The sequence below is a fragment of the Pseudomonas fluorescens HK44 genome (assembly GCF_000217955.3).
GTDB lineage: Bacteria > Pseudomonadota > Gammaproteobacteria > Pseudomonadales > Pseudomonadaceae > Aquipseudomonas > Aquipseudomonas fluorescens_AQ.
In genome coordinates this window covers 149,992-176,100 of record NZ_AFOY02000018.1, presented here as the reverse complement: position 1 = coordinate 176,100, position 26,109 = coordinate 149,992, and the positions used below count along the sequence as shown (strand labels likewise).

Genomic DNA, 26,109 nt, shown 5'->3' with positions numbered 1-26,109 from the left:
TCTCCTGTTCAGCAGGCAATGAAAGACAGTGGCAAATCACGTACCTGCACCGGTACAGGCGGTTGGTAGTGGTCGTCGCTGGTGAGTTCGTGCAGCAGTTCTTCGCGCAGCCGGTGGAAGTCGAAACTGCTGCGCTGGCGCGGATGGGGCAGGGCGATGTCGACCACTTGCTTGATGCGCCCGGGACGCGGCTCCATCACCACCACGCGATCGGCGAGGAAGATCGCTTCCTCGACATCGTGGGTGACCAGGATCGTGGTGATTTTTGCCCTAGCGCGGATCGCCAGCAGTTCGTCCTGCATCTGTTGGCGGGTCAGGGCATCGAGGGCGCCGAAGGGTTCGTCCAGCAGCAGAATCCGCGGGCTGGCCACCAGCCCGCGAGCGATCGCCACCCGTTGCGCCATGCCGCCGGAGAGCTGATGTGGATAGGCGCGGCTGAAGTCGCGCAGGCCCACCAGATCGATGAAATCACTGATGCGTTTTTGCTTTTCATCAGCGCTCAGTGACTCGTTGATCAGGCCCAGGCCGATGTTGTCAGCCACCGTCAGCCAGGGAAACAAACGGTGCTCCTGAAAGACGATGCCGCGTTCGCCGCCGATGCCGGTGACGGCTTTACCGTCGACGCTGATCTGCCCGCGAAACTGCGTATCCAGGCCCACCAGCAGCCGCAGCAAAGTGGATTTTCCACAGCCGCTGGAGCCGACAATCGCGACGAATTCACCCTCGGCAATGTCCAGGTTGAATTCTCGAATGGCCTCCAGTTCGAAGCCGTCGACGTCGAAGGATTTGCCTACGTGATTGAAGCTGACGATCGGTGCGTTCATGCGTGTCTCCAGCGGGTGGCGCGGATTTCCAGGCGTTGGCCAATGAGGTTGAGCAGGGCGCCGGTGAGGCCGACCAGCAACATGCCGGCCATGATCAGGTCCATGCGCAGCAGTTGTTGGGCGCCGATCATCTGGCTGCCGATGCCGCCGTTGGACGGCATGAAATATTCTGCGCCGATGGTGCCAAGCCAGGCGTAGATCAGGCTCAGCCTGAGCCCGGCGAAAATTCCTGGCGCGGCGCCCGGCAGCACCAGTCGGCGCAGGCGTTGCCGGAGATTCAGGCGCAGCACTTGTGCGGCCTCGTTCAGTTGCGGCGAGAGGTTGGCGACGCTGCGTTGGGTGGCGATGAACAATGGGAAAAATGCGGCGAGGGCGACGAATACCCATTTGGCCAGTTCCCCCAAGCCGAACCATGCCGTGAGCAGCGGCACCCAGGCGAAAATCGCGATCTGCCGCAGCGCGGCGAGGGGCGGGCCGAGTACGCGTTCGCAGGTTCCTGACAGTCCCAGCAACAAGCCCAGGGCAAAGCCGAGGCCACCGCCGAGCAACAGACCGCCAAGGGTGCGACCCAGGCTCAGGGCCATGCCGCTGATCAGCGTGCCGTTGAGCAGGCCGTTCCAGGTGGTGTTCAGCACCGTCAGCGGGCTGACCAGAATGTTGGCATCGACCCATTGCCGGTTCGTTGCCCATTGCCACAGCAGTAGTAACGCCAACGGCAGCAACCAGGGTTGCAGGCGCTGCCAACTCTGATACTTAGGGCCACGGCGGATTTCGGCGGTGGCGGGATGCGGCCAGTGCACCAGTTTTTTGTCCAGCAGGCCGATACCACGATCCATGACCACGCCGAACAAACCGATCACGACGATGCACACGAACACGATATCGAGCATGAACAACTGTCGCGCCCAGACCATCAAGTAACCGATGCCTTCGCTGGAGGCGAGCAGTTCGACGGCGAGCAATGAGGTCCAGCCAGCGGCCAGGGCCAGGCGAACGCCGGCCATGAAGGCCGGCAATGCGGCGGGCAACACCAGTCGGCGAATCAGCAATCGTGGCGGCAGGCGCAGCACCGCAGCGGCTTCACGTAGCTTGGGTTGCGCATCACGCACGCCTACCAACGTGTGCAGGGTCACCGGCACCACGATGGCCTTGAACAGCACCACCAGTTTCAACACTTCGCCGATGCCGAAAAACACCATGAACAGTGGAATCCACGCCAGTGTCGGGACTTGCGCCAAACCGGCGAATGTCGGGAATACCAGGCGTTCGAGCGTGCGGCTGAAACCCAGCGCCACGCCCAATATCGCACCCGCGGTGATCCCTGTAAGCAGCCCCCAGAACAGGCGTTGCAGACTGATCCACAAATGGCTCCACAACTCGCCGAGTGCGAGCTCCACCGCACTGTTCCAAACCAGTGATGGTGCCGGCAGGATTTGTTCACTCATCCAGTGATTGCGGCTGGCCAGCCACCACAGTGCAAACAGGCTGAGTGGCAGCAGCCAGGGCAAGAGTCGTTGGCTCAGTGTTGGCCATAGCCGCCGACCGTTGAGCGGTGGCGCGGCCAGCGGCAGGCTGATTAGGGATACACGGGCCATGGGCGACCTCCGTTGTCGGGTTTTTCGCGGTTCGGGAATCAAGATCAAAAGATCGCGGCCATGTAGGAGCTTCCGAAGGCAGCGATCTTGGCGATTTCAAGAACACTAAAACGGTTATATAAAAATATACATTAATGCTATTGAGAGATAAGTGAGACCATTTAAGGCCTCCAGGCAATACACATCCAATGCATTCGAAGAATATTTTCCATGCTGGTCATGCATATCGCTCCAGGCGCCCCGTACTTGCTCGCTTAGTTCTAAAAGATATAAATGTGTGAATTTATAGTATTTAAGTGAAGGTCACGATTCAGCCTACTTTCAGATCTTCAACGCCGTTATCAGGAGCCGTACTCATGAGCATCCCCTTCAAACATGTCCTCAGTCTGTTCGCCGTACCGGCTCTGGTGGGCTTGCTGGCGTTCACCGCCCAGGCCGCTGAACTCAAGGAAATCCGCATCGCCGTACCAGACCTCAGCGCTGGCACTCAACACAGCGCAGGCGGCGTGGTGGACGTGTTGCGCGACCAACAGATTTACGAAAAGGCCTTTGCCGATCAGGGCATCAAGATTCAGTGGAATTTCTTCAAAGGCGCAGGCCCGGTGATCAACGAAGCCTTTGCCAACGATCAAGTCGATCTGGCGTACCTCGGCGACCTGGCGGCGATCATCGGCAAATCCAATGGCCTGGATACGCGGGTGTTGAGTGCCTCGGCGCGCGGGGTGAAGCATTACCTCGGCGTGGTGCCGGGCTCGGGGATCAAGACCCTGCAGGACCTCAAGGGCAAGCGCGTGGCGATCTTTCGTGGCACCGCCAGCCAGCTGTCTTTCGATGCGGCGCTGGCCAGCCAGGGTCTGAGCGAGAAAGACCTGAAGATCATCAACCTGGATTTCAACGGAGCGGTTGCGGCCCTCGCTGCCAAGCAAATTGACGCATCGTGGGGCGGTTCCAACTTGACGGCATTGCAAGCCAAAGGCCTGGCCGAGTTGCCGTTGACCACCAAGGACCTGGGGGGCGCAGGCAGTGTCCAGGCCGTCTTGGTGGGCAATGGAAAGTTCGTGGACGAGCACCCGGAGGTGGTGGCGAAATTGCTCAAGGCCCAGCAGCAGGCGGTGCAATGGCTGACCCAGGACAGCAACAAGGAAGCGTACATTCAGTTGGTGTCAGGGCTGGCGAGTTACCCGCCGGTGATTCTTACCCAGGATTTGAAGGACCAGAAATTGAGCGAAGTTTTCCCCTCGACCCTGGACCCGGTGTTCCTGGGTAAATTACAGGATGCGGTGGATTTGGCTTCGCAGCAGAAGCTGATTCGCAAGGCGTTCAAGGTAAGCGATTGGGTGGCGCCTAAGTTGGCTGCGGCAAAACTCTAAAATTTTTAGCGGGCTTGCTGGCCTCATCGTGAGCAAGCTCCCACATCTATGGTTACCCCCTTTTCTGCAATACTGTTTTTGATGCGTGTTTGGCTTGCTTTCATCTATCCGGCGTCTGTGTGGGGTGGCAACCCCGCGCCTCGATGAGAATCGATGCCTAACGATCCTAATTATTCGAACGGCCTTTCAGCCGTGTGGGAGCTCAGGGTTGTCGTCAGGCCGGTTAGCCGTTCACGTCATCTGTTATCCAGCATCGCAAAACCAGGTGGGTGGTGCTCGGGTGACAGCAGGGTCAGGCGTTCATCGCGGTTGGCCCTGCATCAAATTCAGTGTGGTGGGCCAGCAATCGCCCAGGCGATCCTTGCCAGCTTGTTGGCCAGCGCGCAGACCACATGGTTGGAGTGATGGTGGGCCAATAGCTGCCGGACCCAGTCCGCCAGCCAGCCTTTCTGTCGGTCCAGTTGCATCAGGTAAACACGGGCACATTGGACAAGCAGGCGCCGCTGGTTGCGATCACCTCGCTTGCTGATGCCCAGCAGGACGGTCTTGCCGCCCGTAGAATGCTGTTTGGGTATCAGCCCGATTGAGGCCGAATAGCCTCGGCCGCATTTGAACTGCTTGCCATCGCCCAATTCGGCAGCCAGGACGCTGGAGGTGATCGGGCCTACGCAGGGCATGGTCATCAAACGAGCCGCCAGATCATCTTCGGCGGCCTGGCATTCCACTTCCTTGTCCAGCGTCTTGATCTGCCCATCCAGATAGGTGAAGTGCTCCTGCAACCTCGTCAGAAGTTTTTTGATGGGCACAGGAATTGAACTCGCTTCAAGCCGAGCGGGCAGTTCTTTGATGGGCTTGAAGCCTGTGGCCAGACTGACGCCGACCTCCAAAAGCGCTGCGTGAATCCGATTGACGGTCGCGGTGCGCTCTTTGATGAACGAATCGCGTGTCGAGTTGAGCATGGCCAGCAGCTGCTGAGCCTGGGTTTTGGGGTGTACAAAGCGCATTGTTGGACGAGTCGCCGCCTCGCAGATCGCTCGGCATCAGCGAAGTCGTTTTTGTTGCTTTTCACGTAAGGGCGTACGAGATGCGGGGCAATGAGCTTGGGCGTATGTCCCAGCTTCGCGACCTCCTGCGCCATGAAGTGGGCTCCGCCGCAGGCTTCCATCACAACGGTGCAGGGTTCGAGATTCATCAGGTGCTGCATGAGCGCCGCACGAGTAAACTTTTTGCGGTAAAGCTCATGACCACGATCATCTTGCGCGTGTAGATGGAAAGAGTGTTTTCCCAGATCGATGGCGGCAATAGCTACTTTGTTCATGGCAACGGTCTCCGATGAGCCCCCTGCGAAAGCTTAGTGGGCGATCACAGGGGGCGGCGGGGGTAGCCATTTCATTATTGATCTGCGTCGTACACAGATGTTGTGTTCGCCACGGTCGAGTGTGGGAGCGGGCTTGCTCGCGAAGAGGCCCTAAACTGCAATAGGGATCTCCTGCTTGTCCACCGCCACCAACATCTCAATCATCGCCCGCGCCGCCGGCGACAACCTGAACCCGGTGCGGCTGACGATCCCGCACCGGGCATTCATGCTCTCGATGTTCTGCGGCAGATTGCGCCAGTGCAGCAGCACCAGCGAACCCTGGGCAATGTCCTCGACGAACGCTTCTTCTGTGCCCACGCCAATGGCATTCGATTGCAGCACGATTTTCACCAGCGCCGGGAAATGCTCGGTCTCGATGGTCGGGGAAAAGTCCATGCGCCCGCTGAGGTTCGCCAGCAGTTTGCGGATGCCCGGCGGAATAAGCGTGGTTGCCAGCGGGTAGTCGAACATGTCGTTAGTCGACAGGCTTTCCTTGGCCAGCAGCGGATGCCCGGGACGGCAGAAAAACACTCCGCGCTTGGGTCTCAGGGCCTGGGTCTGGAAGTTCGGGTCGGCTTCGAAATGGCGGATGTCGGCGATGAAGAATTCGATCTCTTCGCGGCTCAGTGCACGGCTGAGTTTCTCCCAATTATCCACTTCGAAACAGGTGCGCACTTTGGGGTGGGCATTGATGAATTGCGCCACCGCATCCGGAACCAGTTTCACCGCCGGGGCGGTTCCACAACCGAAGCGCAACTCACCGGCGTCGAGCTTGGTCATCTGCTTCACTTCGGCGCTGAGCAGCGCTGCGCCTTGCACCAGGCTCCGTGCATGTTGCAGCACCACCTGGCCTTCGGGCGTGGGGCGCAAATCCTTGTTGCCTCGGTCCACCAGCACGCAGCCGAACTCCTGCTCGAGCCCTTGAATACTGCGGCTGAACGCCGGTTGGGTGATGCCCATGGCATCCGCCGCGCGGACGAAACTGCGGTGTTCGTTGAGGGCGATGAAGTAGCGTAACTGGCGAAGATCCATATGCTTTCCCGGCATCCTAAAAATAGCTCGAAGGCATTTGCGACAAAGGTTGATTGAGGTTTTAAATGCAAGCTCTTATTCCGTCAACGAATCACGTGAATATCTATTAGATCTAGATAGAATATAGATAGAGCGTTGTTTCGCTGCCACTCCACCGTCAGCAGTCCGATCGAGGGTCTACCCATGAGCAATGCCGCTTTAGCTGTAAAACCCGCTGTTCACGCGCTTGAAATCCATCCGGTGGCCGGTCGGATCGGTGCCGAGATCCGTGGCGTGCACCTCTCCGGTGAGCTGGATGCCGCCACCGTCGAAGCGATCCAGCAAGCGCTGGTGCAGTACAAAGTGATCTTTTTCCGCGAGCAGGCCCACCTCGACGATCAGCTCCAGGAAGCCTTCGCTCAACTGCTAGGCGAACCAGTGGCGCACCCAACCGTGCCGGTCCGTGACGGCACCCGTTTTCTGTTCGAACTGGATGGTGCCCAAGGCCAGCGCGCCAACTCCTGGCACACCGATGTGACCTTCGTCGATGCCTACCCGAAAGCTTCGATCCTGCGCTCGGTGGTGGCACCGGCCTTCGGCGGCGACACGGTATGGGCCAACACCGCCACCGCTTACAACGAACTGGCGCCGGAGTTGCGTGAACTGGCGGATAAACTCGTGGCCGTGCACAGCAACGAATATGACTACGCCAGCGCCAAGCCTGACGTTTCGGCGGAGAAGCTGGAGCGCTACCGCAAGGTCTTCACCTCGACCGTGTACGAGACCGAGCATCCGGTGGTTCGCGTGCACCCGATCAGCGGCGAGAAAAGCTTGCTGCTGGGGCATTTCGTCAAGCGCATCAAGGGCTATTCCCAGGCGGATTCGGCGCACCTGTTCGGCCTGCTGCAAAGCCACGTCATCCGCCAGGAAAACACCGTGCGCTGGCGCTGGAAGGCCGGTGATGTGGCGATCTGGGATAACCGCTCCACCCAGCATTACGCGGTGGACGACTATGGCACCCAGGACCGTGTGGTGCGTCGTGTGACGCTCAAGGGCGAAGTGGCAATCGGGGTTTCGGGGCAACGCAGTCAGACGGTGAAGGGGCCGGATATCGGCGGCGTTTGATCTGACGCCTTCGCTGGCAAGCCAGCTCCCACAATGAATGGTGTTGAACACAATGGACGTGAACGACACCAAACCCTGTGGGAGCGGGCTTGCCAGCGATGTTTTTTCACCAAACGCCGATCTGTACCAATTTCTCGCTTTCGGGCTCGCCATAACGAAACCGCTGCCCACGCAAATCAATCTCCTGATGGCTGATCGTCGTCCTCCGTTTCAAACCACGTACCCACTCAAACAAATACCCCGCATGCTCTTCTCGAACCGACGCATACGCCGGGTCCGCACCCAAATCCCGTAACTCCTGCGTATCATTGAGCAGGTCAAACAGCTGCGGCTGGAAGCCGTCGTACGCCAGGTATTTCCAGCGCTCGCTGCGCACCATGGTCGTGCGGCAGCGGTCGATCGGTTGAGACAATCGCTCCCGTGCCGGCGCTTGAAACGCGTAGTCGTATTCACTGATCACAAAGCGGCGCCAGTCGGTTTGCGCGCCATGCAGCAAGGGAATCAGCGAGCGTCCTTCAAGCCGATGCTCGGCGCTCGGCAACCCCAAAGCCTGAAGAAATGTCGGCAATGCGTCGATGGTTTCCACCAGCCTTTCGTCCACCGATCCGCGGGTGATGTCCGCGGCCGGGCGTGGGTCGCGAACGATCAGCGGAATACCCACCGCCGGCTCCAGCAGAAACTCTTTTTTCCCCAGGTAATGGTCGCCAAGGAAGTCGCCGTGATCGCTGGTGAACACGATCAGGGTGTCATCCCAACGCCCGCTGCTCTGCAGAAAATCAAACAGCCGCCCAAGCTGGTCATCGACCTGCTTGATCAGGCCCATGTACGTCGGGACCACGTTCAAGCGCACTTCGTCCCTGGAAAAATTCAGGCTCTCTTCGTGCTGGCGAAACGCGTTGTACACCGGGTGATCACTGGCTGCGCTTGCCGACGCACGCACCGGCTCGATCACCTGTTCTGCGCCATACAGCGCGTGATACGGCGCCGGGGCGATGTAGGGCCAGTGGGGCTTGATGTACGACAGGTGCAGGCACCATGGCTGCTCGCCTTGTTCGGCGATGAAGTCCAGGGCGCGGCCGGTGGTGTAGACGGTTTCCGAATGCTGCTCCGGCACGCGCGCCGGCAAATGGGCGTAGCGCATTTTCCAGCCGCTGAGGATTTCGCCCTGTTCACCTTCAGCCGCGTTGGCCCAGTCGTGCCACGGGTTGCGGCCTTCGAAACTGAGGTCACGCAGGTAGTGGGTGTAGGGCGCGGACTCGCGCTTGTCATCGAACAATGGGTCGTCCGGGAAGATCCCGTCATGCCGGAAAAACGGCTCGAAACCGACTTCGTTCAGCACCGCCGCCTGATCGCCCAGCGGGTCGATGGCCAGTCGCTGCAAGGCATCGAGATTGGGTGTGGCGTGGGTCTTGCCCACCAGTGCGGTGCGTATGCCATGGGGCCGCAGGTAATCACCGAGGGTCAGTTCATCCAGCGGCAGCGGCACGGCGTTCCAGGCGACCTGATGACTGCTGACATAGCGCCCGGTGTAGGCCGACATTCGCGACGGCCCGCAGATCGTGCCTTGGGTATAGGCACGACTGAAACGCACGCCGGCGTCGGCCAGGCGATCGATGTTGGGCGTGTGCAGATGCGGGTGGCCGTAGCACGACAGGTAATCGCGCCGCAGTTGATCGCACATGATGTACAGCACGTTGCGCACAGGGTTTGGGGTGTTGGACATGGGGTTCACAGATCGAAAGACAGGCGAGGTTTTTCGCTGCTGGAGAGGGGTTGAGGCAAGTGCGTTTGGGAAATGGTTTTTATGCAGGGGGTGCATCGCTGCCTGGGCTGACGCTATCGCTGGCAAGCCAGCACCCACAAGGTTCTGTGGCGGACACATAATTTGTGAACACCATTGATCCCTGTGGGAACTGGCTTGCCAGCGATGAGGCCAGCTCAAACAGCGAAGTTCTCCAGCGAACACACCTCTTCATCCTGTGCATCCACCTCCTTGATCTGCGCAATCATCGCCTCGGCCAACGGTGACAACCGATACCCCGCGCGACTGACAATCCCATAGCGGGTGTACAACTCTTCCAGGTCATCGGCCAGCCCGTCGATCTTCAAGCGCACCATCTGACCCTTGGCGTTATGCAGTGCATCGGAATACTCGCCGATGATGCCAATCGCATCCGAACGCATCACCACACCGAGCAGGCTGTAGCTGTTTTCGCATTCCACGTTGGGCGTGAAATCCGGCCGGCCACTCAAGTCGACGATGACTTTGCGCAGGTTGGGCGGGCGGATGGTCACCGCCATCGAATAACTCATCAACTCGGCGGCACTGACGCTTTCGCGAGTGGCCAGTGGATGTCCGGCGCGGCAGCAGAAGTGCCATTTGCGCGGACGCAGGCGTTGGGTCAGGTAGTCCGGGTCGGCTTCGAATTGCCGGGTGTCGGCGACGAAGAATTCGAACTCTTCACTCAGCAGGCGCTTGCTCAGGCTTTGCCAGTCATCCACCTGAAATTGCACCCGTGCCTTGGGGTAGCGGCCGATGAAGCTGCCGATCGCCCGGGGGACCAGCCCTGCTGCGGGCGCCGGACCACAGCCGAAACGCAGCTCGCCGGCCTCCAGGCCATTGAACTGGCTGATCTCGTTGGCCATCTGCTGTGCGCCGCTGACCAGCCGCCGCGCATGTTCGAGCAACACCTGGCCCTGTTTTGTGGGCGCCAGGTCCTTGCGTCCACGGTCCACCAACTGACAACCGACGCTGTGTTCCAGCGCCTGAATGCTGCGGCTGAAGGCCGACTGCGACAGGTTCACCGCCATCGCGCCCGCGACGAAGCTGCGCTGGTCGGCGAGGGCAATGAAGTGACGGAGCTGGCGCAAATCGATATGCATTTTTCACATAAAAAATATCGGGGAAATGCATTGGATATGCATTAGGTCGACTCCTTATAAAGGCAATCTCTTATGCAGTAAATTTTTGTAAAAACATAAATAAATAACTTTAAAGAATATGCACTACTGAAAAGTCTTTGTGTGTTTTTTGACCTGGAGCCGCTAAATGAGCCCGTTGAACCTCGCCTCACCCCTCACGCCCCGACGGCTCAAACGCCTGCCCCTGGCCCTGCTGCTGGCGGGGAGCGCCAGTTGGACCCAGGCACAGGCCGCTGACGCCAGCACGCCCGAAACGGTTCCCGCAGCCACCGTTGCAGGCCAGGCCAAAGCCGATGGCGCGCAGCTGGAAACCGTGACGGTCACCACCCGCCGTCGCGAGGAAAGCTCGCAGGATGTACCGACACCGATGAGCGTGGTCAGCGGCCAGGTGCTGGAAAGCCAGCGGGTCTATCGCATCCAGGATTTGCAGCAACTGGTGCCCAGCGTCAACGTCGCCTACATGCATGCGCGCCAGTCCAGCGTGTCGATCCGTGGCCTGGGCAACAATCCGGCCAGCGATGGCCTGGAAGGCAGCGTCGGGCTGTACATCGATAACGTCTACCTAGGGCGGCCGGGCATGGCGGTGTTCGACCTGATGGACATCGAGCAGCTCGAAGTGCTGCGCGGCCCGCAAGGTACTTTGTTCGGCAAGAACACCACGGCCGGCGTGATCAACATCAGCACGCGCGCGCCGACCTTCACCCCGGAGCGCAGCATCGAGAGTTCGGTGGGCGAGGACGGTTATTTCCAGACCAAGGGCACGATTTCCGGCCCGTTGAATGACCAACTCGCCGGGCGTTTTTCCGCTTATCGCACCCGCAGCGATGGCGACATCAAAAACGAATACGACGGCCACGACCTGAACGGTGGCTCGCGCGACGGCTTCCGTGGGCAGCTGCTGTTCAAGCCCAACGAATCGTTCAACCTGCGCTGGATCGGTGACTACAACGAAGAGGATTCCAGCGCTGGCACCCGCGTGTTGTACAATACCGGGCCGACCATCAACGGCGTCAACCTTTATCAGGCCCGGGCCAATGCCGCGGGGGCCACGCTGGTCGATGGCACACATCGCAAGGTCAACTTGAACAACGATCAGCACGTCACTGTGCATCAGGGCGGCACCTCGGTCGAGGCGAACTGGACGCTACCGAGCGACTTCACCCTAACCTCGATCAGCTCCTATCGCTGGTGGAATTTCACCCCGCGTAACGATGACGGCCTGAATGTCTCGGCGACCTACAACGGCGGGGTCTCTGTAGAAGACAAACAATACTCCCAGGAATTTCGCCTGGCCTCGCCCACTGGCGGCTTCTTCGAGTACGTGCTCGGCGCCTATTACTTCGGCAACGACCTGGACAACAAATCCTTCGCCTATTACGGCCCGCAGGCGGACATCTGGAACGGCACGCCAGCGGGTGCGCTGGCCAACATCGACAGCGTTGGCAGAGGCCACATCAAGACCGACAGCTTCGCACTGTTTGCCCAGGGCACCTGGCACCTCACAGAGCAGCTGGATTTCACCGCCGGCGTGCGTGGCACTTATGAAGAGAAAAATGCCTGGGTCAACCGCGATGCACCCGTGGGTGGTGCGGCGGTCACCGGTGCGGCGGCGACAGTCAGGCGCGGTCGCGCTGGGGTTTACGACTCCGGTGATTTGAATCAGTACAGCTCCAGTCCTTCGGGGCTGCTCAACCTCAGCTACCACTTCACTGATAACCTGCTCGGCTACGCGACCGTGTCCCACGGCGAGAAATCCGGTGGTGTGAACCTGGCCGTCGGCACGGCACCGGTCGCTGGCGCCGACTCGTTGCTGATTGGCACCGAGCGCGCCAACAACGCCGAACTCGGTTTCAAAAGCACGCTGTGGGACCGCCGCCTGCAGCTCAACGCCAACGTCTTCTGGACCCAGGTCAACGGCTATCAGACCAACGCCTACGACGACGTCAACCGCGTGCAATACCTGACCAACGCCGGCTCGGTGCGTTCGCGCGGCGTGGAATTCGACAGCACGCTGATCCCGTTGCGCGGCCTGACGCTGAACTTCAACGGTTCCTACAACGACGTCAGCTACCTCTCGTACAAAGATGCGCCATGCCCGCCGGAAGTTAGCCTGGCGCCGGGGGCTCCAGCGTCTTGCGACCTCACCGGCCACCAGGTGGTCGGCGCGTCGAAATGGATCGGCAACGCCAATGGCGAATACAAATGGAACCTGAGTAACGGCTTCGAAGAGTACGTCACCGCCAGCTACGCGTTCCGCTCCAAAGCGGTGGGTACGGTGGAGGATTCCGACTTCGGCCAGATCCCGAGTTACGCCGTAGTCAACCTGTCCACCGGCCTGCGCGGCGACTTCAAGCAGGGGCAGTGGGACGTCTCACTGTGGCTGAAAAATGCCTTTGATAAAACCTACTACACGACTCTCTGGACCGGTTCCAACGGCGGTTACGAGGGCTTGCTCGGCACACCACGGACCCTGGGCGTGACTGGTCGCTACGACTTCTGATCTGACATTCAAGGAGCACCATCATGTTGAGCATCAAAGCGGCTATACCGGTGTTGTTGTCCGGCGTAGTAGTCAGTGCCGAAGCCCTTGCGGCGCCTAGCGTTTACCCCACGGGTGTCACCCGCTACGACCCGGCGAAGGCCTTCAACCAGTACGTGATTTTCAGCGGCGCCGACAAACAGACGCACCTGATCGACATGAACGGCAACGACGTGAAAACCTGGCCGCAGGCCGGTTTTCCTTCGGCGATCATCGATCCGAAACTGGTGGGTGGTGAGCGCGGTCATGTATTGCTGCAACTGAGTGACAAGGACCCCGGCAAACTCGGTTCGGCCGGCAATGGGCTGGGCAATCAGAGCGTCGGCGAGCTGGACTGGAACGGCAAAGTGGTCTGGCAATGGGGCGACAAGCCAACCGGCGGAGCCGCGCAGCAGCACCACGATCAGCGTCGTTTGAGCAATGGCAACACCGTGGTTCTGGCGAACAAGGTGCACAAGGTTGCCGGGTTCAAAGTGCCCGAAGTCATCGACGACGCCATCTACGAAGTCAGCCCCAAGGGCGAGGTCAAATGGCAGTGGCTGGCGTCCGAGCACCTCGATGAATTCGGCTTTACCCCAGAGCAACTGAAACTGGTGCATGCCAGCGACAACCCGGACTACCTGCACATCAATAACCTCAGCCTCGTGGGGCCGAACAAGTGGTTCGACGCGGGCGACAAACGCTTCAGCCCGGACAACCTGCTGATCGATTCGCGCAACGCCAACTTCATCGCAATCATCGACAAGCTCAGCGGCAAAGTGGTCTGGCGCCTCGGCCCGAACCTGCCGCTGATCGACCCGAAAACCGAGCAAAAACTGCCGCGTCCGGTGGATCAGTTCGTGGGGCAGCATGACGCCCACATCATTTCCGCCGGCCTGCCGGGCGCAGGCAATCTGCTGGTGTTCGATAACCAGGGCTCGGCGGGTTATCCGTCGGTCACTCTGGGGCTGATTTCCGGCTCGCGGGTGTTGGAAATCGACCCGCTGAAAAACGAGATCGTCTGGCAATACAGCGCCGCCAACTCGAAACAACCAGGCTGGGCGTTCTACAGCTCATTCATCAGCAGCGCTCGACGCTTGCCCAACGGCAATACGTTGATCGATGAAGGCATGAACGGACGGTTTTTCCAGGTGACGGCCAGCGGTGAAAACGTCTGGGAATACGTCAGCCCTTATCTGGGCAAGGCGCCGGGCAGCGATGCCATCAGCAATTGGGTCTACCGCGCTTTGCCGGTGAGTTACGACTGGGTGCCGAAAGGTACGCCGCGCTCGGAAACGGCGGTGATCGCGCCGGAACTTGGTGTGCCGCAGACCAGTGCCAGTCGCTGATCCGCGTCGCTGGCGCGCCGAAAACGATGCCCTCCTGGAATATTTTCAATGCATAAAAAGCATGTGGTTTCGATCACCTGGCCGGAGCCCTTATGGGGTAAGGCTTGCAGCGAATCGGGTGGTTTTTATATTCGTTTTAGGTCTAGCTTAAATAATAAAAATAACTTTAAGAGATAAGCGTCTAGCTCAATGATTAACCCATCGATACGTCGTTCGGGGATGTCGGGTTCGGCGTATCGGGTAATTCGCAAAGAAATCGCAGGGAGTAAATCAATGGGCAATGTCCAGACCGCCGCCAGCGCACACAAGGTGCTTTGGCGCCAGGCGCCAGGTGGCGAGTTGGTCGACCTCGGGCGGGCACACCGCGTGCCCTTGGGCCAGCTGCGTTTGCAGCGAGCGCCCAAGGGTATCCTGAGCCCACGCGAAGCGATCCTGCTCGGTGTGCTGGCGTTGCTGGTGCACGGCGCGGTGATCTACTGGGTCAATCAGCAGCCGACCACAGTTCTGCCGATCGTGCCGCCGGAAATTCCGCCGATGACCATCGAGTTTTCGCGTCCGGCGCCGCCAGTGGTCGAGCCGCCGCCGCCACCTCCGCAGCCGGTGGTGGAACCGACGTCGCCAGTGGTGGATGAACTGGCGGCCAAACCGGCGCCGCCAAAACCGATTCCCAAGCCAAAACCAGTGGTCAAACCAGTACAAAAACCGGCGCCCAAAGCAATCGAGCAACCGCCCGCGCCGCCACAACCGGCTGCTCCGTTTGCGGCTTCGGCGCCACCTGCACCACCGGCGCCCGCACCTGTGACACCTGCCTCGGCCAACGCCGCGTACCTGAAAAACCCGGCACCGGAATACCCGTCGCTGGCCCAGCGTCGCGGTTGGGAAGGCACGGTGTTGTTGCGGGTGCATGTGCTGGCCAGCGGCAAACCCGGCGAGATCCAAATTCAAAAAAGCAGCGGCCGCGAAGCCCTCGATGAGGCGGCATTAAGCGCCGTGAAACGCTGGAGTTTCGTGCCTGCCAAGCAGGGTGATGTCGCCCAGGACGGCTGGGTCAGCGTACCCATCGATTTCAAGATCCATTAAACCGAAACCTAATTCGCGCGAAACGTTTACACGAGGAATTCACCATGACGTTATTGGCATCTCCACTTGAATCCATCGAAAGCGCGGTGATCTGGCTGCTGGTGGTTTTTTCCGTCGCCACTTGGGGCTTGGCGTTGCTCAAGGGTGTGCAGTTCGGTCGCCTGAAAGCTCAGGACCGCAAATTCCATAACCGGTTTTGGGCCGCTTCGAGTCTCGATTCGGCGGCAGAATTAGCCGAAACCCAACCCGGCGCGGCGGCGCGGGTGGCACAGGCTGGTTATGCGGCGATCCAGGTGGGCGAGGCGCCACTGGCGGCGGATTTGAGCCAGGCGATCAATCATCAGGATCGCCTGGAGCGGGCCTTGCGTCAGCAGATCGTGCGCGAGCGCCGTTCGCTGGAAACCGGGTTGGCGGTGGTTGCAAGTATTGGTAGTACGTCGCCGTTCATTGGTTTGTTCGGCACGGTGTGGGGAATCATGGAGGCGTTGAAAGGCATCAGCGCAGCGGGCTCGGCAAGCCTGGAAACAGTTGCCGGCCCCATCGGGGCGGCGTTGGTCGCCACGGGTGTGGGGATCGCTGTCGCCGTACCGGCGGTGCTGGTTTACAACTACTTTTTGCGCCGTTTGAAACTGACGGCGGCGGATCTGGACGACTTCGCCCACGACTTCTACAGCCTGGCGCAGAAGCATTCGTTCCGCGTGCTGTTGCACCCGGTATTGAGCAAGTCCGGGGCCACGGTCGCCGGTCAGAAAGTCAAGGAGGCCTCCTGACATGGCCTTCTCCACGCAAGACAGCGATGAAGTGCTCAGCGAGATCAACGTGACACCGCTGGTAGATGTCATGTTGGTACTGCTGGTGGTGTTCATTGTCACCGCGCCGCTACTGACCAACGCGATCCCGATCAACCTGCCCAAGACCGAAGCCGTGGCGCGGGTGGAGCAGAAGGACCCGCTGGTGGTGAGCATCGACGGGGCCGGAAAGCTGTTTATCAACAAGGATGAAATCCAGCCGGACTTGCTGGAGTTCAAGCTACAGGCGGCCAAGGCCAAGGACCCCGAAGTGCGGGTGCAACTGCAGGCCGACGACGGCGTGAATTACGGCGAAGTGGCGCGGGCCATGGCGTCGATTGAGCGGGCAGGGATTACCAAGTTGTCGGTGATCACCGCGCGCTGACAGATTTTCGATTTTCCGGGGCCGTCTCCTTGGCAGGGTGCGGCCCCACCTCTTCATCATCTAAAGACGTCCACGGACGTCTTTTTTTGTGTGCGCCCAGCATGGGCGCAATCTTGTGGGTGATCACCAAGGACACCGCGCAATGAGTCAACCGCACACCTCTTACACCGCCGACCCGCAACGCTATCAGGGTCGTGATTACCGTCGCGCCGGTCGCAGCGGCTTGTTGTTGCCAGCACTGTCACTCGGGCTCTGGCACAACTTTGGCGATGACACACCGCTGGCGCGCCAGCGCGACATTTTGCGTACCGCGTTCGATCACGGCATCACCCATTTCGACCTCGCCAACAACTACGGCGTGCCCTATGGCAGTGCCGAAAGCAATTTGGGGCGGTTGTTACGTCAGGACTTCGGTACCCATCGCGATGAGTTGATCATTTCCACCAAGGCCGGCTGGGACATGTGGCCCGGACCTTACGGGCAGGGCGGCAGCCCACGCAAATACCTGATTGCCAGCCTCGACCACAGCCTGGCTCGGCTGGGCCTGGATTACGTTGGCGTCTTCTACTCCCACCGCTTCGACCCCGATACGCCGCTAGAAGAAACCGCTGAGCATTGGCCTGCGTGGTGCGCCAGGGCAAGGCCCTGTACATCGGCATCTCTTCTTACTCGGCAGAGCAGGCGGATGAAATTGCCGCGCTGTTGAACGCGCGCCAAGTGCCGCTGGTGCTCCAGCAGCCGCTGTACAACTTGCTGGATCGGTCGATTGAAACTAACGGCGTGCTGCAAGGTGCGCAGGATCGAGGGGCCGGGGTGATCAGCTTCTCGCCGTTGGCTCAGGGATTGCTCTCGGGCAAGTACGCCCTAGGTATCCCGGCGGACTCGCGTATTGGCAAGGGCAGCCACTATTTGCCGGAGCAAGTGTTGAACGACAGTCAGCACGCGCGTATTCAGTCCTTTGAGAACGTGGCGGCTCGGCGCGGGCAAACTCTCTCGCAACTGGCACTTTCCTGGACGCTGCGTGACCCGCGGATCACCTCGGTGTTGGCGGGTGTCAGCACACCTGAGCAATTGATGGAAAACCTGCAAGCCTTAGCCAATCTGGAATTCAATGCAGAGGAGTTAGTGCAATTGGCCGATGCCTGATCCGGTCCACCACGTCTATGCGCGATCCCTCGAGAAGAGTTATCGACGTGGTGACTGCCTACATCGGAGGACGGCAATGAAGTCTGAGTTCGACATGACGTTGTTTCTGAGCCCCGTGCTCAAAGGTGCGCATGCCACGCGGCAGCGGCACATCAGGCAAGCAGAAAGGATGCACGAGGTAATCCGTGAGCGCTGGAGTTGCGCAACACCCTGGTCCTGGAGGAGCAAACACGTGAGATGGTTTCTGGAGCACTATCTGCGTTGCTCAGCACCGGCGACCGTCTACTACGAATTAACAGCAGGGTTGATCCGCCGCAGAAAGGCGCGACTCGTGGTTGTCTGATAGACGCTTTTAAGCGTGAGCCCCTGAGTATGGGAATGCGGAGCCTTCCCATACTCAGAGGCTTGGCTGAAGAGGCGTAGGCATACCAGCGATTTAGCGACAGTCGTCACTCCTGTCGCCCTGCTGCACGACACGGATTGTAGCTGGCGTCGCGTACCTTTGGGTGCTCAGCGAGTCGGTGCGACGTTGCGGTCCCTGGTTTGATTGATGGCCGATGCCGACAGGCTGCCGGTGGCCGCCTTCTGGATATGTTCACTCCACCAAGCCATCATTGGACGACGGCGTTCGATGTAATCCGTCCGGTTGTAGGCGCTACGAACTTCGTCCTTGTCGACATGCGCCAGCGCGACCTCGATCAGCTCCGGATCCCAGCCATGCTCATTCAGGATGGTGCTCGCCATCGAGCGCAAGCCGTGGCTGACTAGGCGGTCCTGAAAGCCCATGCGCTTCAACGCCATGTTGGTGGTCTGGCTATTGGCATGGGTGCGGGGGTTTCTATCTGAGGGGAACACGTACTCTCTGTTACCGCTGAGTTGCTTGAGCGTCTCCAGTAACGAAAGTGCCTGATCGGTAAGGGGGATTGTGTGCGGCCGACGCTTTTTCATGCGCTCTGGCGGAATGGTCCAAATGCGCTTGTCGAAGTCGATATCTGCCCATCGTGTGGTGGCTGCTTCGGCAGGGCGGGTCATCGTATGCAACTGCCATTCGATCAGGCAGCGGGTCGTGCGCTTGATGCTGGCGTTCGCGATTTCCATCATGAGCTCGGGAAGCTCTTCAGGTGGTAGCGCAGCCATGTTCTCTTTCTTGGGTTTCTTGAACACCGCCCGAATGCCATTGAGGGGGTTCGCAAAGATCAGCCCGGAGTTGACCCCGTAGGTCATGATCTCGTTGAGTCGTTGGCTCAATCGTTTCACGGTTTCGAGGCTCCCTTTGGCCTCGATTGGGCGAAGGATCTTGATAACCATCGGAGCAGTGATCTGAAAGAGCGGCGTTGTTTTCATGCTTGGGAAAACATGGAGCGTCAGCGATCTCCAAATGTCTTCGGCGTAGGCTTTGGTTACGGAGTCTTTCTTCAGCTCGAACCAGGCCGTGGCCACCTTCTCGAAAGTGTGTTCAGTCTCAGCAAGTTTGGCTTGCCTTACCTCATCACGCTGGGTTTTGGGATCAGTGCCCAAAGCGAGCAGCTCACGTGCCTCTGCGGCTTTCTTCCGGGCGTTGGCTAGCGAGAGGTCAGGGTATGGACCAAGCGCCATGTTGATACGGCTTCTGGTCAACGGCTCGCGGTAATTGAAATTCCACATCATCGAGCCGCTGGCGCGTACTCGAAGCTGCAAGCCATCGCCGTCGCTGAGGACGAAGTCTTTACCAGTTGCCTTGACCGCCTTGAGCTGGCGATCGGAGAGGCGGGTTGCGTTAGTAGGCATTGGGATACCTCCAGCATCGTTTTGGTATCCTGAAAATAGCATTTGGCAGTCCGGGATACCACCTGGGATACCAAAGCGGCTGGAACTCCGAAATTCTCCAAAGCTCCCATAAGCGCTGAAGCCCCCGTATTTATTGGATTTCAGGCACAAAAAAAGACGTCCGTGGACGTCTTTAGATGATGAAGTGGTGGAGCCGGGGGGATTTGAACCCCCGTCCGCCAGTACTCCGCTGTCGGTACTACATGCGTAGCCGTGTCTATTAAGTTAACCCTCAGCGACCCGACGGGCAGGGTGCTTTGGGCGAGTTGTGTAAGTTTTAGCCGCTTCGTCCACAACGTACTGCACGGCGATTCTGTTCTATATGACAATCACTTTGGGTTTACAGACATCCCCTGATGATTGCTGGACCCGAAGGTACCAGGAGGGAAGGGCTAAGGCTGCTTACGCAGCGAGAGCGTATTCCCCGTAGGTTTCGTCATTGGCAACTATAGGAAGTTGCAACAGTGGATTTACGAGTTCTGTTACCAACTCGGCATGCACCTAAAGTTTCGCAACCGGCGTCGAATCCTAAACGGCCCCGAACCTGCTGTGTGTAACCAGCAGGTGAACACAGTGTACGCCAATGCGTGGTGCGAGTCGACTTTCTGTCCACGCTTGCGGATCGGTAGCGGATTACTGGCTGTTCTTGTGGCTTTGAACGGACTGCAGCGCTTGCTGCGTCAGGGATACGCATTCCCGGTCGTTTTTCGCGGCATAGGCCGATTTGGCTTGCTGGAGTTTGCTCGTGGCGTCGCTTTGGGTGGCGGCATCGAGCTTGGTCGCATTGGCCAGTTCGCTGGTGAGTGTTTGAAGGTTCCTTGCGCACATATCGCTCTCGTTCGAGGCAAAGGCGTGGGCGGTTGTCAGTGTTGCGCAGATAAGCAGTCCGGCCAGGGCGGATCGCTTCATGGGGTTTCTCCTTGAACAGCGTCGGGAACCAAGGGGCTTGGGCTTAACAGATAGACTGTGGCGGCGCACAAGGGTTCTTGTGGTGTGGGAAAAATAGCGTTGTATTTCGTCGGCAGGAGAGTACAGCAAAGGGGCAGAGCGCCCCTTGCTGGATAACGTCGATTTCAGAGCGTTTTGGCTTGGGTCACCCGGTCCACCAGGTAAACCAACCCGTGGTAGTCGATCCCGCCATGCTGGCTCAGGCCGATTTCACAAGTGCGACTGGTGGAGACGCCTTCGCTGCAATGCTGCACGGCGTCTTTCAATGTGCGCAGTGAGTGGGCGTTCAGCTCGGGCGTGGTAAACCCCTTGTCGCCAGCAAACCCGCAGCAGTGAATGCCTTCCGGAATCACCACGTTCTTACTGCAACGTCGTGCCAGATCGATCAGCGCCTGGCTCTCGCCGAGGTGCTGAGTGCTGCAGGTGACGTGGACTGCAATCGGTGCTTCCTGGGGCGTGAAGTCCAGTCGGTCCATCAAGTGCATACGAATGAAGCGCACCGGGTCGTACAGGTCCAGGCGCACATCGCCAAGGTCTTGCACCAGGCGCAAGATGCAGGGACTGGTGTCGCAATAGATCGGATCGAGCCCGCCGCGGCTGGCGTGCAGCAACGCACTGATCAGCTCCTGGCGTTTGCGCTCGGCTTGCTCGGTATAGCCTTTGGAGGCGAACGGTTGACCGCAGCAGAGGTCGTCCTGATTGTCTGGCGAGACTACGTGGTAGCCGGCTTTTTCCAGCAGGCCACGGGTTTTGTCATAGAGCGACATTTGCTCCTTGTCTCCCGCCGCCGGGCCCATCACCCGGGACACGCACGCCGCCAGATAGACCACGCGCGGGCGCTCGTCGGTCACCGGCGGGCTGAAGCGAATTGCTCGTTCCGGTTGTGGCATGGCGTTGGTCCACTGCGGGATTTGTCCTTTGGACAGCTTGGTCAGTGCAGCAGAAATTTTTGTCAGCCGTGGCGCGCCCAGCAGCATCCGCGCACCGTTGGCCACGTGCAGAGTGAAGCGTGCACCTTGCAGTGCGGTGGCGAAATTTCCTTCCAGCCAGTTGGCGGTTTTCGTCCGGGTTGCCGTGCGGCTACGGAGTTTTTTCACCAGTTCGCCGGTGTTGATTCCGACCGGGCAGCGTTGTGCGCAGAGGCCGGTGGCGGCGCAGGTGTCGAGGCCTTGGTATTGATAAGCCTCTTCCAGCTGGGAGGTGTCGACGCCAGCGCGTTTTTTTGCCTGAATGTCACGCCAGATCACGATGCGCTGGCGCGGGCTCAAGGTCAGGCCTTTCGATGGGCAGACCGGTTCGCAGAAACCGCATTCGATGCACTTGTCCACAATCTCGTCGGCGGCCGGCAGCGGTTTCAGGTGTTTGAGGTGGATCTGCGGATCCTCGCTGAGCACCACGTCCGGGTTAAGAATGCCGTTCGGGTCGAGCAGGCGCTTGAGCTGCCACATCAACTGATAGGCATCGCTGCCCCATTCCAGTTCAACGAAGGGCGCCATGTTGCGCCCGGTGCCGTGTTCGGCTTTCAGCGAGCCGCCAAACTCGACGGCGACCAAGTGCGCTACGTCATCCATGAACGCCTGGTAGCGTGCGACTTCTTCCGTGCTGTTGAAGCCTTGGGTGAAGACGAAGTGCAGATTGCCTTCCAGTGCGTGGCCGAAAAGGATTGCTTCGTCGTAGTGATGTTTGTCGAACAGCTCGATCAAGCGGTTCACGCCTGCCGCCAGTTGCTCCACCGGGAAGGTTACGTCTTCGATGATCACTGTGGTGCCGGTTTTGCGCACCGCGCCGACGGCGGGGAAGGTGTCTTTGCGGATCGCCCACAGCTTGGCGTTTTCTGCCGGGTCTTGCGTGAAGTCGACCTGTTTCTCCACCGGGAACGCCGCCAGTGAATTCATGATCTGCGCCAGCTGTTCGTGCAACAACGCAGTTGATGCAGCGCGGGATTCAATCAACAAGGCGCAGGCGTTGGCCGACAGTTGCTGGACGAAGGCCGGCATTCCGGGTTTGTCCTGCACCGAGCGCAGGCTGCGGCGGTCGAGCAGCTCCACGGCCGAGACCGGTTGGCTTTTCAGTACGGTCACGGCGTTGCAGCAGGTTTCGACATCCGGGAAGACGATCAGCGCCGAGGCTTTGTTCGGATGATCGATCACCGTGTCGTAGGTCACCGCGCTGATAAACCCCAGCGTGCCTTCGGAGCCCACCAGCAAGTGGCTCAAGATATCCACAGGCTCGTCGAAATCCACCAAGGCATTGAGCGACAGGCCGGTGGTATTTTTCAGACGGTATTTGTGGCGAATCCTTGCGGCCAATTGGCTATTGGCGCGGGTCTCGCGGCCGAGTGTCGCCAGACGTTCCAGCAACTCGGAATGACTGTTGCGAAATGCCGCGACACTGGCGGCATCCTCGGTGTCGAGGCGGCTGCCATCGGCCAGTACCAGGCGAATGCCGGCCAGCGTGTGGTAGGTATTTTGCGCGGTGCCGCAGCACATGCCGCTGGCGTTGTTGGCGACGATGCCACCGATTTTACAGGCGTTGATTGACGCCGGGTCGGGGCCGATCTTGCGGCCAAACGGTGCTAGCCAGGCGTTCGCCTGTGCGCCGATCACGCCTGGTTGCAGGCGGATTTGCGTGCCCTGACTACGGATCTCGCGACCGTTCCAGTTGTCGCCAAGGACGATCAGCACCGAGTCGCTGATGGCCTGGCCGGAGAGACTGGTGCCAGCGGCGCGGAAGGTCACCGGCACCCGGTCACGCTGGGCCAGTTTCAGCAGGGCAACCACTTCGTCTTCAGACTCGACACGAATCACCAGCTTCGGGATCAGCCGATAGAAACTGGCGTCGGTACCGAAGGCCAGGGTCGACAGCGGATCGTCGAAACGCCGGTCCTGTGGAATCAGTTGCTGCGCATCACGCAGGAAAGCCGCCGGTAGACTCATTGGTCCTCCAGGATCAGCACCACCAGGTCTTTCGGGCCGTGGGCGCCGTAAGCCAGGACTTGCTCGATGTCGGCGGTTTTCGACGGGCCGGACACCAGCAAAGCGTTGGTCGGCATGCCTTGGGCCCACTCGTACTCTTGTTGCACTTGATAGAAGTTGTCGCGAATTTCACTGGCCTTGAGCAGGGCGAAATGCACCGGCGGCACCAGGCTCATCAGTCGTGGTTCTTCGCGGGTGGGCCAGATGATCAGGCTGCCGGTGGCGGCGATCGCGCCGAGGGTGGTGGTCAGGCTGGCCGGGGTGTCGTTGAACAGCTCGGCTTTCCATTCTTCTACCGGACGGTCGTAGGCCTTCAGTGTGGGCAGGTCAGGGTTATTCGCCCAATGCTGCGTGACACGTTGGCCGTGTGGCGTAGTCGGTGCGATCAGCAGGCTCGGTAACTGACGGTCGCGCAGTAATTGCGCGAGCAACTCGGGCCAGCCTTGCTCGCTGGTCAGGTGGATTTCGGTGTGCACCGCTTCCATCAGTTTGCGCAGTTGCGGGATGCGTTGCTCTGGGGTGTAGGTGTAAGGCTCGGTCACCAGCGCTTCATCGAAGTTGTCAGGCACTGGCGTGGTGCCGGTCAGGCTGTTGCGCAGTTTGGCGAGGATGTTTTGCTTGGCGCTCATCAGCGATCTCCCTGTTTGGCCAAATGCTCGCGGGCCATATCGTGCAGTGAGCGAGCGGCGGGTTTTGGCGCGCTATGGTTTTGCGTCCAAGGGCCAATGTTGTTTGGCGTGAGGGCGCGCAGGCGAGTGGCGAAGAAGCCGAACAGCCGATACAGCGTCGGCGAGCTGTTGAGCTTGGCCCAGGCGTTCCAGACGAAGCGCTCTTTGCGCGAGTACTTGCTGCCTTGGCCGCGCATCACTTGATGCGGGCTGTCAGGGGCTTTGACGTTTTCTTCGCGTAGGCGGCGCAGCAGTGCCGGGATCGGAATTTTTACCGGGCAGACTTCACCGCAGGCGCCGCACAGCGACGAGGCGCTCGGGTGGTCCGGGACTTTCGCCAGGCCGACCATGTGCGGGGTGATGATCTTGCCGATCGGGCCCGGGTAAACCTCGCCATAGGCATGACCGCCGATGCGCGTGTAAACCGGGCAATGGTTCATGCAGGCGCCGCAGCGGATGCAGTTCAGGGTCTGGCGCAGTTTGCTGTCGGCAAAGGCCTGGCTGCGACCGTTGTCGAGCAATACCAAGTGCACTTCTTGCGGGCCGTCGAGTTCATGTTCCTTGCGCGGGCCGGAGATCATGTTGACGTAAGTGGTGATTGGCTGGCCGAGGGCCGAGCGTGTCAGCAAGGAGAGCAGGGGTACAACGTCGCGCAGGTTTTCGACGACTTTCTCGATCCCGGTGACGGCGATGTGTACTGGCGGCACGGTGGTCGACATGCGGCCGTTGCCTTCGTTTTCCACCAGCAGCAGGGTGCCGGTTTCGGCCACGGCGAAGTTGACGCCAGAGACGCCGATGTCGGCTTCGAAGAATTTCTGCCGCAAGACCTTGCGACCGATCTGAATGAGTTGGTCAACGTCCTTGGTGTATTCCACGCCAAGTTTGTCGTGGAACAAGGACGCGACCTGACCGGCATTCTTGTGGATCGCCGGCATAATAATGTGTGAAGGCTTCTCGTGGTCGAGCTGGACGATGAACTCGCCCATGTCCGACTCAAGGCATTCAACGCCTTGTTCAGCGAGGACATGGTTCATCTCCATCTCTTCGCTGACCATCGATTTGCCCTTGATCACTTGCCGCGCCTCGTGAGCACGGATGATCGACAAGACGATGCCATTGGCCTCGTCCACCGTTTCCGCCCAGTGCACTGTCACACCGTTGCGGGTCAGGTTCTGTTCCAGTTGCTCGAGCAGGTCGGGCAACCTGGATAACGCGCGGGCACGAACAGCATTGCCCAGGGCGCGTAAGTGTTCTCGCTCGAAGGCATCGCTGAAGGACGCTGCCCGCTTTGCCATCAGTGAATCCATTGCACTGCGAAAGTTGTTTCGCAGTTGCTTGTCACCCAACGCCTCGTGAGCCCGGGTGCGAAAATCTTCTTCAACCGCCACCGTTGGAATCAGCGTGGAAGTGCTCATTTTGCACCTCCGGTTCGCTGCCAGAGGAAGCTGGCCAGATGTTGGCCGCGTAACGCTTCGTTCTGTTTTTCCAACGAGCCGTTGATATTCATCAAGCAGCCGCAGTCGGCACTCAGCACCGTGTGCGCGCCGGACTCCTTCAGGGCTTTGGTCTTGTCTGCGACCATCGCACCGGAAATGTCTGGCATTCGGACGCTGAATGTCCCACCAAAGCCACAGCATTCACTTTCGTGATCGTGGTCGACCCGCTTCACGTTGCTCAGTTGCGACAACAGCTCGCGCCCGTGCAAGTGGGTGTTCATTTCACGCCGTGCCGAGCACGAGGTGTGCAGCGCCACTTTGACCGGATTGCCGCTGTCCTTGAGCTGCACCTTGCAGACGAACAGCAGAAACTCGGCCAGCTCATAGGTTCGCGCCGCCAGGGCCTGAACCTGTTTCAACGTATCCGGCTCGTCCTTGAACAAGTCGGCGTAATGTTCACGCAGCATTCCCGCGCAGGAGCCTGAAGGCACCACCACCGGATCATCCCCGGCAAACAGCGCCAGTTGCGAGCGCGCTACGGTACGGGCCTGTTCGGTGTAACCCGAGGTGTAGGCCGGTTGTCCGCAGCAGCTTTGCCCTTGCGGGTACTCCACGCGAATGCCTTCGCGTTCGAGCAGGTGAATCGCGTCCATCCCGGCCTCGGGATAAAACAGGTCGACCACGCATGTGCCGAACAGGTAGACCCGCTGTGGTTTCTCGCTGGGGTACTGGCGCGGTTCCGGCAGTGGCGGGGCGACACGGGTCGCGTTCGGCACAGCGTTGTAAAAAAGCTCGCTCATCAGGCG

Annotated in this window: 21 protein-coding genes, 1 other RNA gene and 1 pseudogene; 10 read left to right on the top strand and 13 right to left on the bottom strand. The window is 59.7% G+C overall.

Going from position 1 to position 26,109, the window contains the following annotated elements; all coding sequences use genetic code 11:
• Nucleotides 1–8: 8 nt before the first annotated feature.
• Nucleotides 9–824 carry an ABC transporter ATP-binding protein gene (locus HK44_RS22295; protein ID WP_019691749.1) on the bottom strand — a complete coding sequence of 272 codons (816 nt, stop codon included), beginning with the start codon at nt 822–824 and terminating at the stop codon, nt 9–11.
• Nucleotides 821–2,419, bottom strand: a complete 1,599-nt coding sequence (locus tag HK44_RS22290) for an ABC transporter permease (protein WP_019691750.1) — start codon at nt 2,417–2,419, stop codon at nt 821–823. Before HK44_RS22290 ends, HK44_RS22295 begins: the two co-directional genes overlap by 4 nt.
• 356 nt (nt 2,420–2,775) lie before the next feature.
• On the opposite strand from HK44_RS22290, the gene HK44_RS22285 reads away from it, so the two are divergent.
• Nucleotides 2,776–3,789 carry an ABC transporter substrate-binding protein gene (locus HK44_RS22285; protein ID WP_019691751.1) on the top strand — a complete coding sequence of 338 codons (1,014 nt, stop codon included), beginning with the start codon at nt 2,776–2,778 and terminating at the stop codon, nt 3,787–3,789.
• A 292-nt stretch (nt 3,790–4,081) separates the two neighbouring features.
• Here the strand turns inward: HK44_RS22285 and HK44_RS22280 are convergent.
• Nucleotides 4,082–5,107 (bottom strand): annotated as a pseudogene (locus HK44_RS22280) (IS110 family transposase).
• Between the two features lie 150 nt (nt 5,108–5,257).
• Nucleotides 5,258–6,178, bottom strand: coding sequence for a LysR family transcriptional regulator (locus HK44_RS22275; protein WP_019691752.1), 921 nt, complete (start codon nt 6,176–6,178; stop codon nt 5,258–5,260).
• A 183-nt stretch (nt 6,179–6,361) separates the two neighbouring features.
• Between HK44_RS22275 and HK44_RS22270 the strand changes: the two genes are divergently transcribed.
• Nucleotides 6,362–7,282, top strand: a complete 921-nt coding sequence (locus HK44_RS22270; protein WP_019691753.1) for a TauD/TfdA dioxygenase family protein — start codon at nt 6,362–6,364, stop codon at nt 7,280–7,282.
• Nucleotides 7,283–7,388: 106 nt separating this feature from the next.
• On the opposite strand, the gene HK44_RS22265 is transcribed toward HK44_RS22270, so the two are convergent.
• Nucleotides 7,389–9,005: an alkaline phosphatase family protein gene (locus HK44_RS22265; protein WP_019691754.1), complete on the bottom strand. Its 1,617-nt coding sequence runs from the start codon at nt 9,003–9,005 to the stop codon at nt 7,389–7,391.
• A 215-nt stretch (nt 9,006–9,220) separates the two neighbouring features.
• On the bottom strand, nt 9,221–10,165 hold the full coding sequence (locus HK44_RS22260) for a LysR family transcriptional regulator (RefSeq protein ID WP_019691755.1): 945 nt from the start codon (nt 10,163–10,165) through the stop codon (nt 9,221–9,223).
• A 166-nt stretch (nt 10,166–10,331) separates the two neighbouring features.
• On the opposite strand from HK44_RS22260, the gene HK44_RS22255 reads away from it, so the two are divergent.
• The 8 genes from HK44_RS22255 (at nt 10,332) to HK44_RS29930 (ending at nt 17,813) form a co-directional block, all read left to right on the top strand.
• On the top strand, nt 10,332–12,704 hold the full coding sequence (locus tag HK44_RS22255) for a TonB-dependent receptor (protein ID WP_019691756.1): 2,373 nt from the start codon (nt 10,332–10,334) through the stop codon (nt 12,702–12,704).
• Nucleotides 12,705–12,727: 23 nt separating this feature from the next.
• Nucleotides 12,728–14,071 (top strand): aryl-sulfate sulfotransferase, encoded by a 1,344-nt coding sequence (locus HK44_RS22250; protein ID WP_019691757.1) that lies wholly within the window; start codon nt 12,728–12,730, stop codon nt 14,069–14,071.
• 273 nt (nt 14,072–14,344) lie between these two features.
• Entirely contained in the window at nt 14,345–15,151 is an 807-nt protein-coding gene (locus tag HK44_RS22245; protein WP_019691758.1) for an energy transducer TonB, read from the top strand.
• Nucleotides 15,152–15,195: 44 nt separating this feature from the next.
• A complete protein-coding gene (locus HK44_RS22240) occupies nt 15,196–15,921 on the top strand; it encodes a MotA/TolQ/ExbB proton channel family protein (protein ID WP_019691759.1) in 726 nt (241 codons plus the stop codon).
• Nucleotide 15,922: 1 nt separating this feature from the next.
• Nucleotides 15,923–16,324 carry an ExbD/TolR family protein gene (locus tag HK44_RS22235; protein ID WP_019691760.1) on the top strand — a complete coding sequence of 134 codons (402 nt, stop codon included), beginning with the start codon at nt 15,923–15,925 and terminating at the stop codon, nt 16,322–16,324.
• A 142-nt stretch (nt 16,325–16,466) separates the two neighbouring features.
• Nucleotides 16,467–17,030, top strand: a complete 564-nt coding sequence (locus tag HK44_RS30685) for an aldo/keto reductase (RefSeq protein WP_431357345.1) — start codon at nt 16,467–16,469, stop codon at nt 17,028–17,030.
• The gene (locus HK44_RS30680) at nt 16,949–17,470 is read left to right on the top strand and encodes an aldo/keto reductase (RefSeq protein WP_431357344.1); all 522 of its coding nucleotides are present in this window, start codon (nt 16,949–16,951) and stop codon (nt 17,468–17,470) included. The genes HK44_RS30685 and HK44_RS30680 overlap by 82 nt, the downstream gene beginning before the upstream one ends.
• Before the next feature lie 76 nt (nt 17,471–17,546).
• Nucleotides 17,547–17,813: a hypothetical protein gene (locus HK44_RS29930; RefSeq protein WP_019691761.1), complete on the top strand. Its 267-nt coding sequence runs from the start codon at nt 17,547–17,549 to the stop codon at nt 17,811–17,813.
• A 167-nt stretch (nt 17,814–17,980) separates the two neighbouring features.
• On the opposite strand, the gene HK44_RS22225 is transcribed toward HK44_RS29930, so the two are convergent.
• The 7 genes from HK44_RS22225 to HK44_RS22195 form a co-directional block, all read right to left on the bottom strand.
• Complete coding sequence (locus HK44_RS22225) at nt 17,981–19,237, bottom strand: integrase domain-containing protein (protein ID WP_019691762.1); 1,257 nt, start codon at nt 19,235–19,237, stop codon at nt 17,981–17,983.
• Between the two features lie 185 nt (nt 19,238–19,422).
• Nucleotides 19,423–19,816, bottom strand: a transfer-messenger RNA (tmRNA) gene (gene ssrA, locus HK44_RS22220).
• A gap of 93 nt (nt 19,817–19,909) precedes the next feature.
• Entirely contained in the window at nt 19,910–20,185 is a 276-nt protein-coding gene (locus HK44_RS22215) for a hypothetical protein (protein WP_019691763.1), read from the bottom strand.
• A 164-nt stretch (nt 20,186–20,349) separates the two neighbouring features.
• Nucleotides 20,350–23,160 carry an FAD-binding and (Fe-S)-binding domain-containing protein gene (locus tag HK44_RS22210; protein ID WP_019691764.1) on the bottom strand — a complete coding sequence of 937 codons (2,811 nt, stop codon included), beginning with the start codon at nt 23,158–23,160 and terminating at the stop codon, nt 20,350–20,352.
• Nucleotides 23,157–23,828, bottom strand: a complete 672-nt coding sequence (locus HK44_RS22205) for a LutC/YkgG family protein (protein WP_019691765.1) — start codon at nt 23,826–23,828, stop codon at nt 23,157–23,159. The genes HK44_RS22210 and HK44_RS22205 overlap by 4 nt, the downstream gene beginning before the upstream one ends.
• Nucleotides 23,828–25,282, bottom strand: coding sequence for a LutB/LldF family L-lactate oxidation iron-sulfur protein (locus HK44_RS22200; protein WP_019691766.1), 1,455 nt, complete (start codon nt 25,280–25,282; stop codon nt 23,828–23,830). The genes HK44_RS22205 and HK44_RS22200 overlap by 1 nt, the downstream gene beginning before the upstream one ends.
• Nucleotides 25,279–26,103, bottom strand: coding sequence for a (Fe-S)-binding protein (locus HK44_RS22195; RefSeq protein ID WP_019691767.1), 825 nt, complete (start codon nt 26,101–26,103; stop codon nt 25,279–25,281). Before HK44_RS22195 ends, HK44_RS22200 begins: the two co-directional genes overlap by 4 nt.
• Between the last annotated feature and the right edge of the window lie 6 nt (nt 26,104–26,109).

What these genes read in the sequence shown, in the direction of transcription:
- HK44_RS22225 (WP_019691762.1), bottom strand. Translation starts at nt 19,237, where the DNA reads ATGCCTACTAACGCAACCCGCCTCTCCGATCGCCAGCTCAAGGCGGTC.
- HK44_RS30685 (WP_431357345.1), top strand. Translation starts at nt 16,467, where the DNA reads ATGAGTCAACCGCACACCTCTTACACCGCCGACCCGCAACGCTATCAG.
- HK44_RS22290 (WP_019691750.1), bottom strand. Translation starts at nt 2,419, where the DNA reads ATGGCCCGTGTATCCCTAATCAGCCTGCCGCTGGCCGCGCCACCGCTC.
- HK44_RS22265 (WP_019691754.1), bottom strand. Translation starts at nt 9,005, where the DNA reads ATGTCCAACACCCCAAACCCTGTGCGCAACGTGCTGTACATCATGTGC.
- HK44_RS22195 (WP_019691767.1), bottom strand. Translation starts at nt 26,103, where the DNA reads ATGAGCGAGCTTTTTTACAACGCTGTGCCGAACGCGACCCGTGTCGCC.
- HK44_RS22250 (WP_019691757.1), top strand. Translation starts at nt 12,728, where the DNA reads ATGTTGAGCATCAAAGCGGCTATACCGGTGTTGTTGTCCGGCGTAGTA.
- HK44_RS22270 (WP_019691753.1), top strand. Translation starts at nt 6,362, where the DNA reads ATGAGCAATGCCGCTTTAGCTGTAAAACCCGCTGTTCACGCGCTTGAA.
- HK44_RS22295 (WP_019691749.1), bottom strand. Translation starts at nt 824, where the DNA reads ATGAACGCACCGATCGTCAGCTTCAATCACGTAGGCAAATCCTTCGAC.
- HK44_RS22260 (WP_019691755.1), bottom strand. Translation starts at nt 10,165, where the DNA reads ATGCATATCGATTTGCGCCAGCTCCGTCACTTCATTGCCCTCGCCGAC.
- HK44_RS22255 (WP_019691756.1), top strand. Translation starts at nt 10,332, where the DNA reads ATGAGCCCGTTGAACCTCGCCTCACCCCTCACGCCCCGACGGCTCAAA.
- HK44_RS22245 (WP_019691758.1), top strand. Translation starts at nt 14,345, where the DNA reads ATGGGCAATGTCCAGACCGCCGCCAGCGCACACAAGGTGCTTTGGCGC.
- HK44_RS22200 (WP_019691766.1), bottom strand. Translation starts at nt 25,282, where the DNA reads ATGAGCACTTCCACGCTGATTCCAACGGTGGCGGTTGAAGAAGATTTT.
- HK44_RS29930 (WP_019691761.1), top strand. Translation starts at nt 17,547, where the DNA reads ATGAAGTCTGAGTTCGACATGACGTTGTTTCTGAGCCCCGTGCTCAAA.
- HK44_RS22205 (WP_019691765.1), bottom strand. Translation starts at nt 23,828, where the DNA reads ATGAGCGCCAAGCAAAACATCCTCGCCAAACTGCGCAACAGCCTGACC.
- HK44_RS22215 (WP_019691763.1), bottom strand. Translation starts at nt 20,185, where the DNA reads ATGAAGCGATCCGCCCTGGCCGGACTGCTTATCTGCGCAACACTGACA.
- HK44_RS22285 (WP_019691751.1), top strand. Translation starts at nt 2,776, where the DNA reads ATGAGCATCCCCTTCAAACATGTCCTCAGTCTGTTCGCCGTACCGGCT.
- HK44_RS22275 (WP_019691752.1), bottom strand. Translation starts at nt 6,178, where the DNA reads ATGGATCTTCGCCAGTTACGCTACTTCATCGCCCTCAACGAACACCGC.
- HK44_RS22210 (WP_019691764.1), bottom strand. Translation starts at nt 23,160, where the DNA reads ATGAGTCTACCGGCGGCTTTCCTGCGTGATGCGCAGCAACTGATTCCA.
- HK44_RS22235 (WP_019691760.1), top strand. Translation starts at nt 15,923, where the DNA reads ATGGCCTTCTCCACGCAAGACAGCGATGAAGTGCTCAGCGAGATCAAC.
- HK44_RS22240 (WP_019691759.1), top strand. Translation starts at nt 15,196, where the DNA reads ATGACGTTATTGGCATCTCCACTTGAATCCATCGAAAGCGCGGTGATC.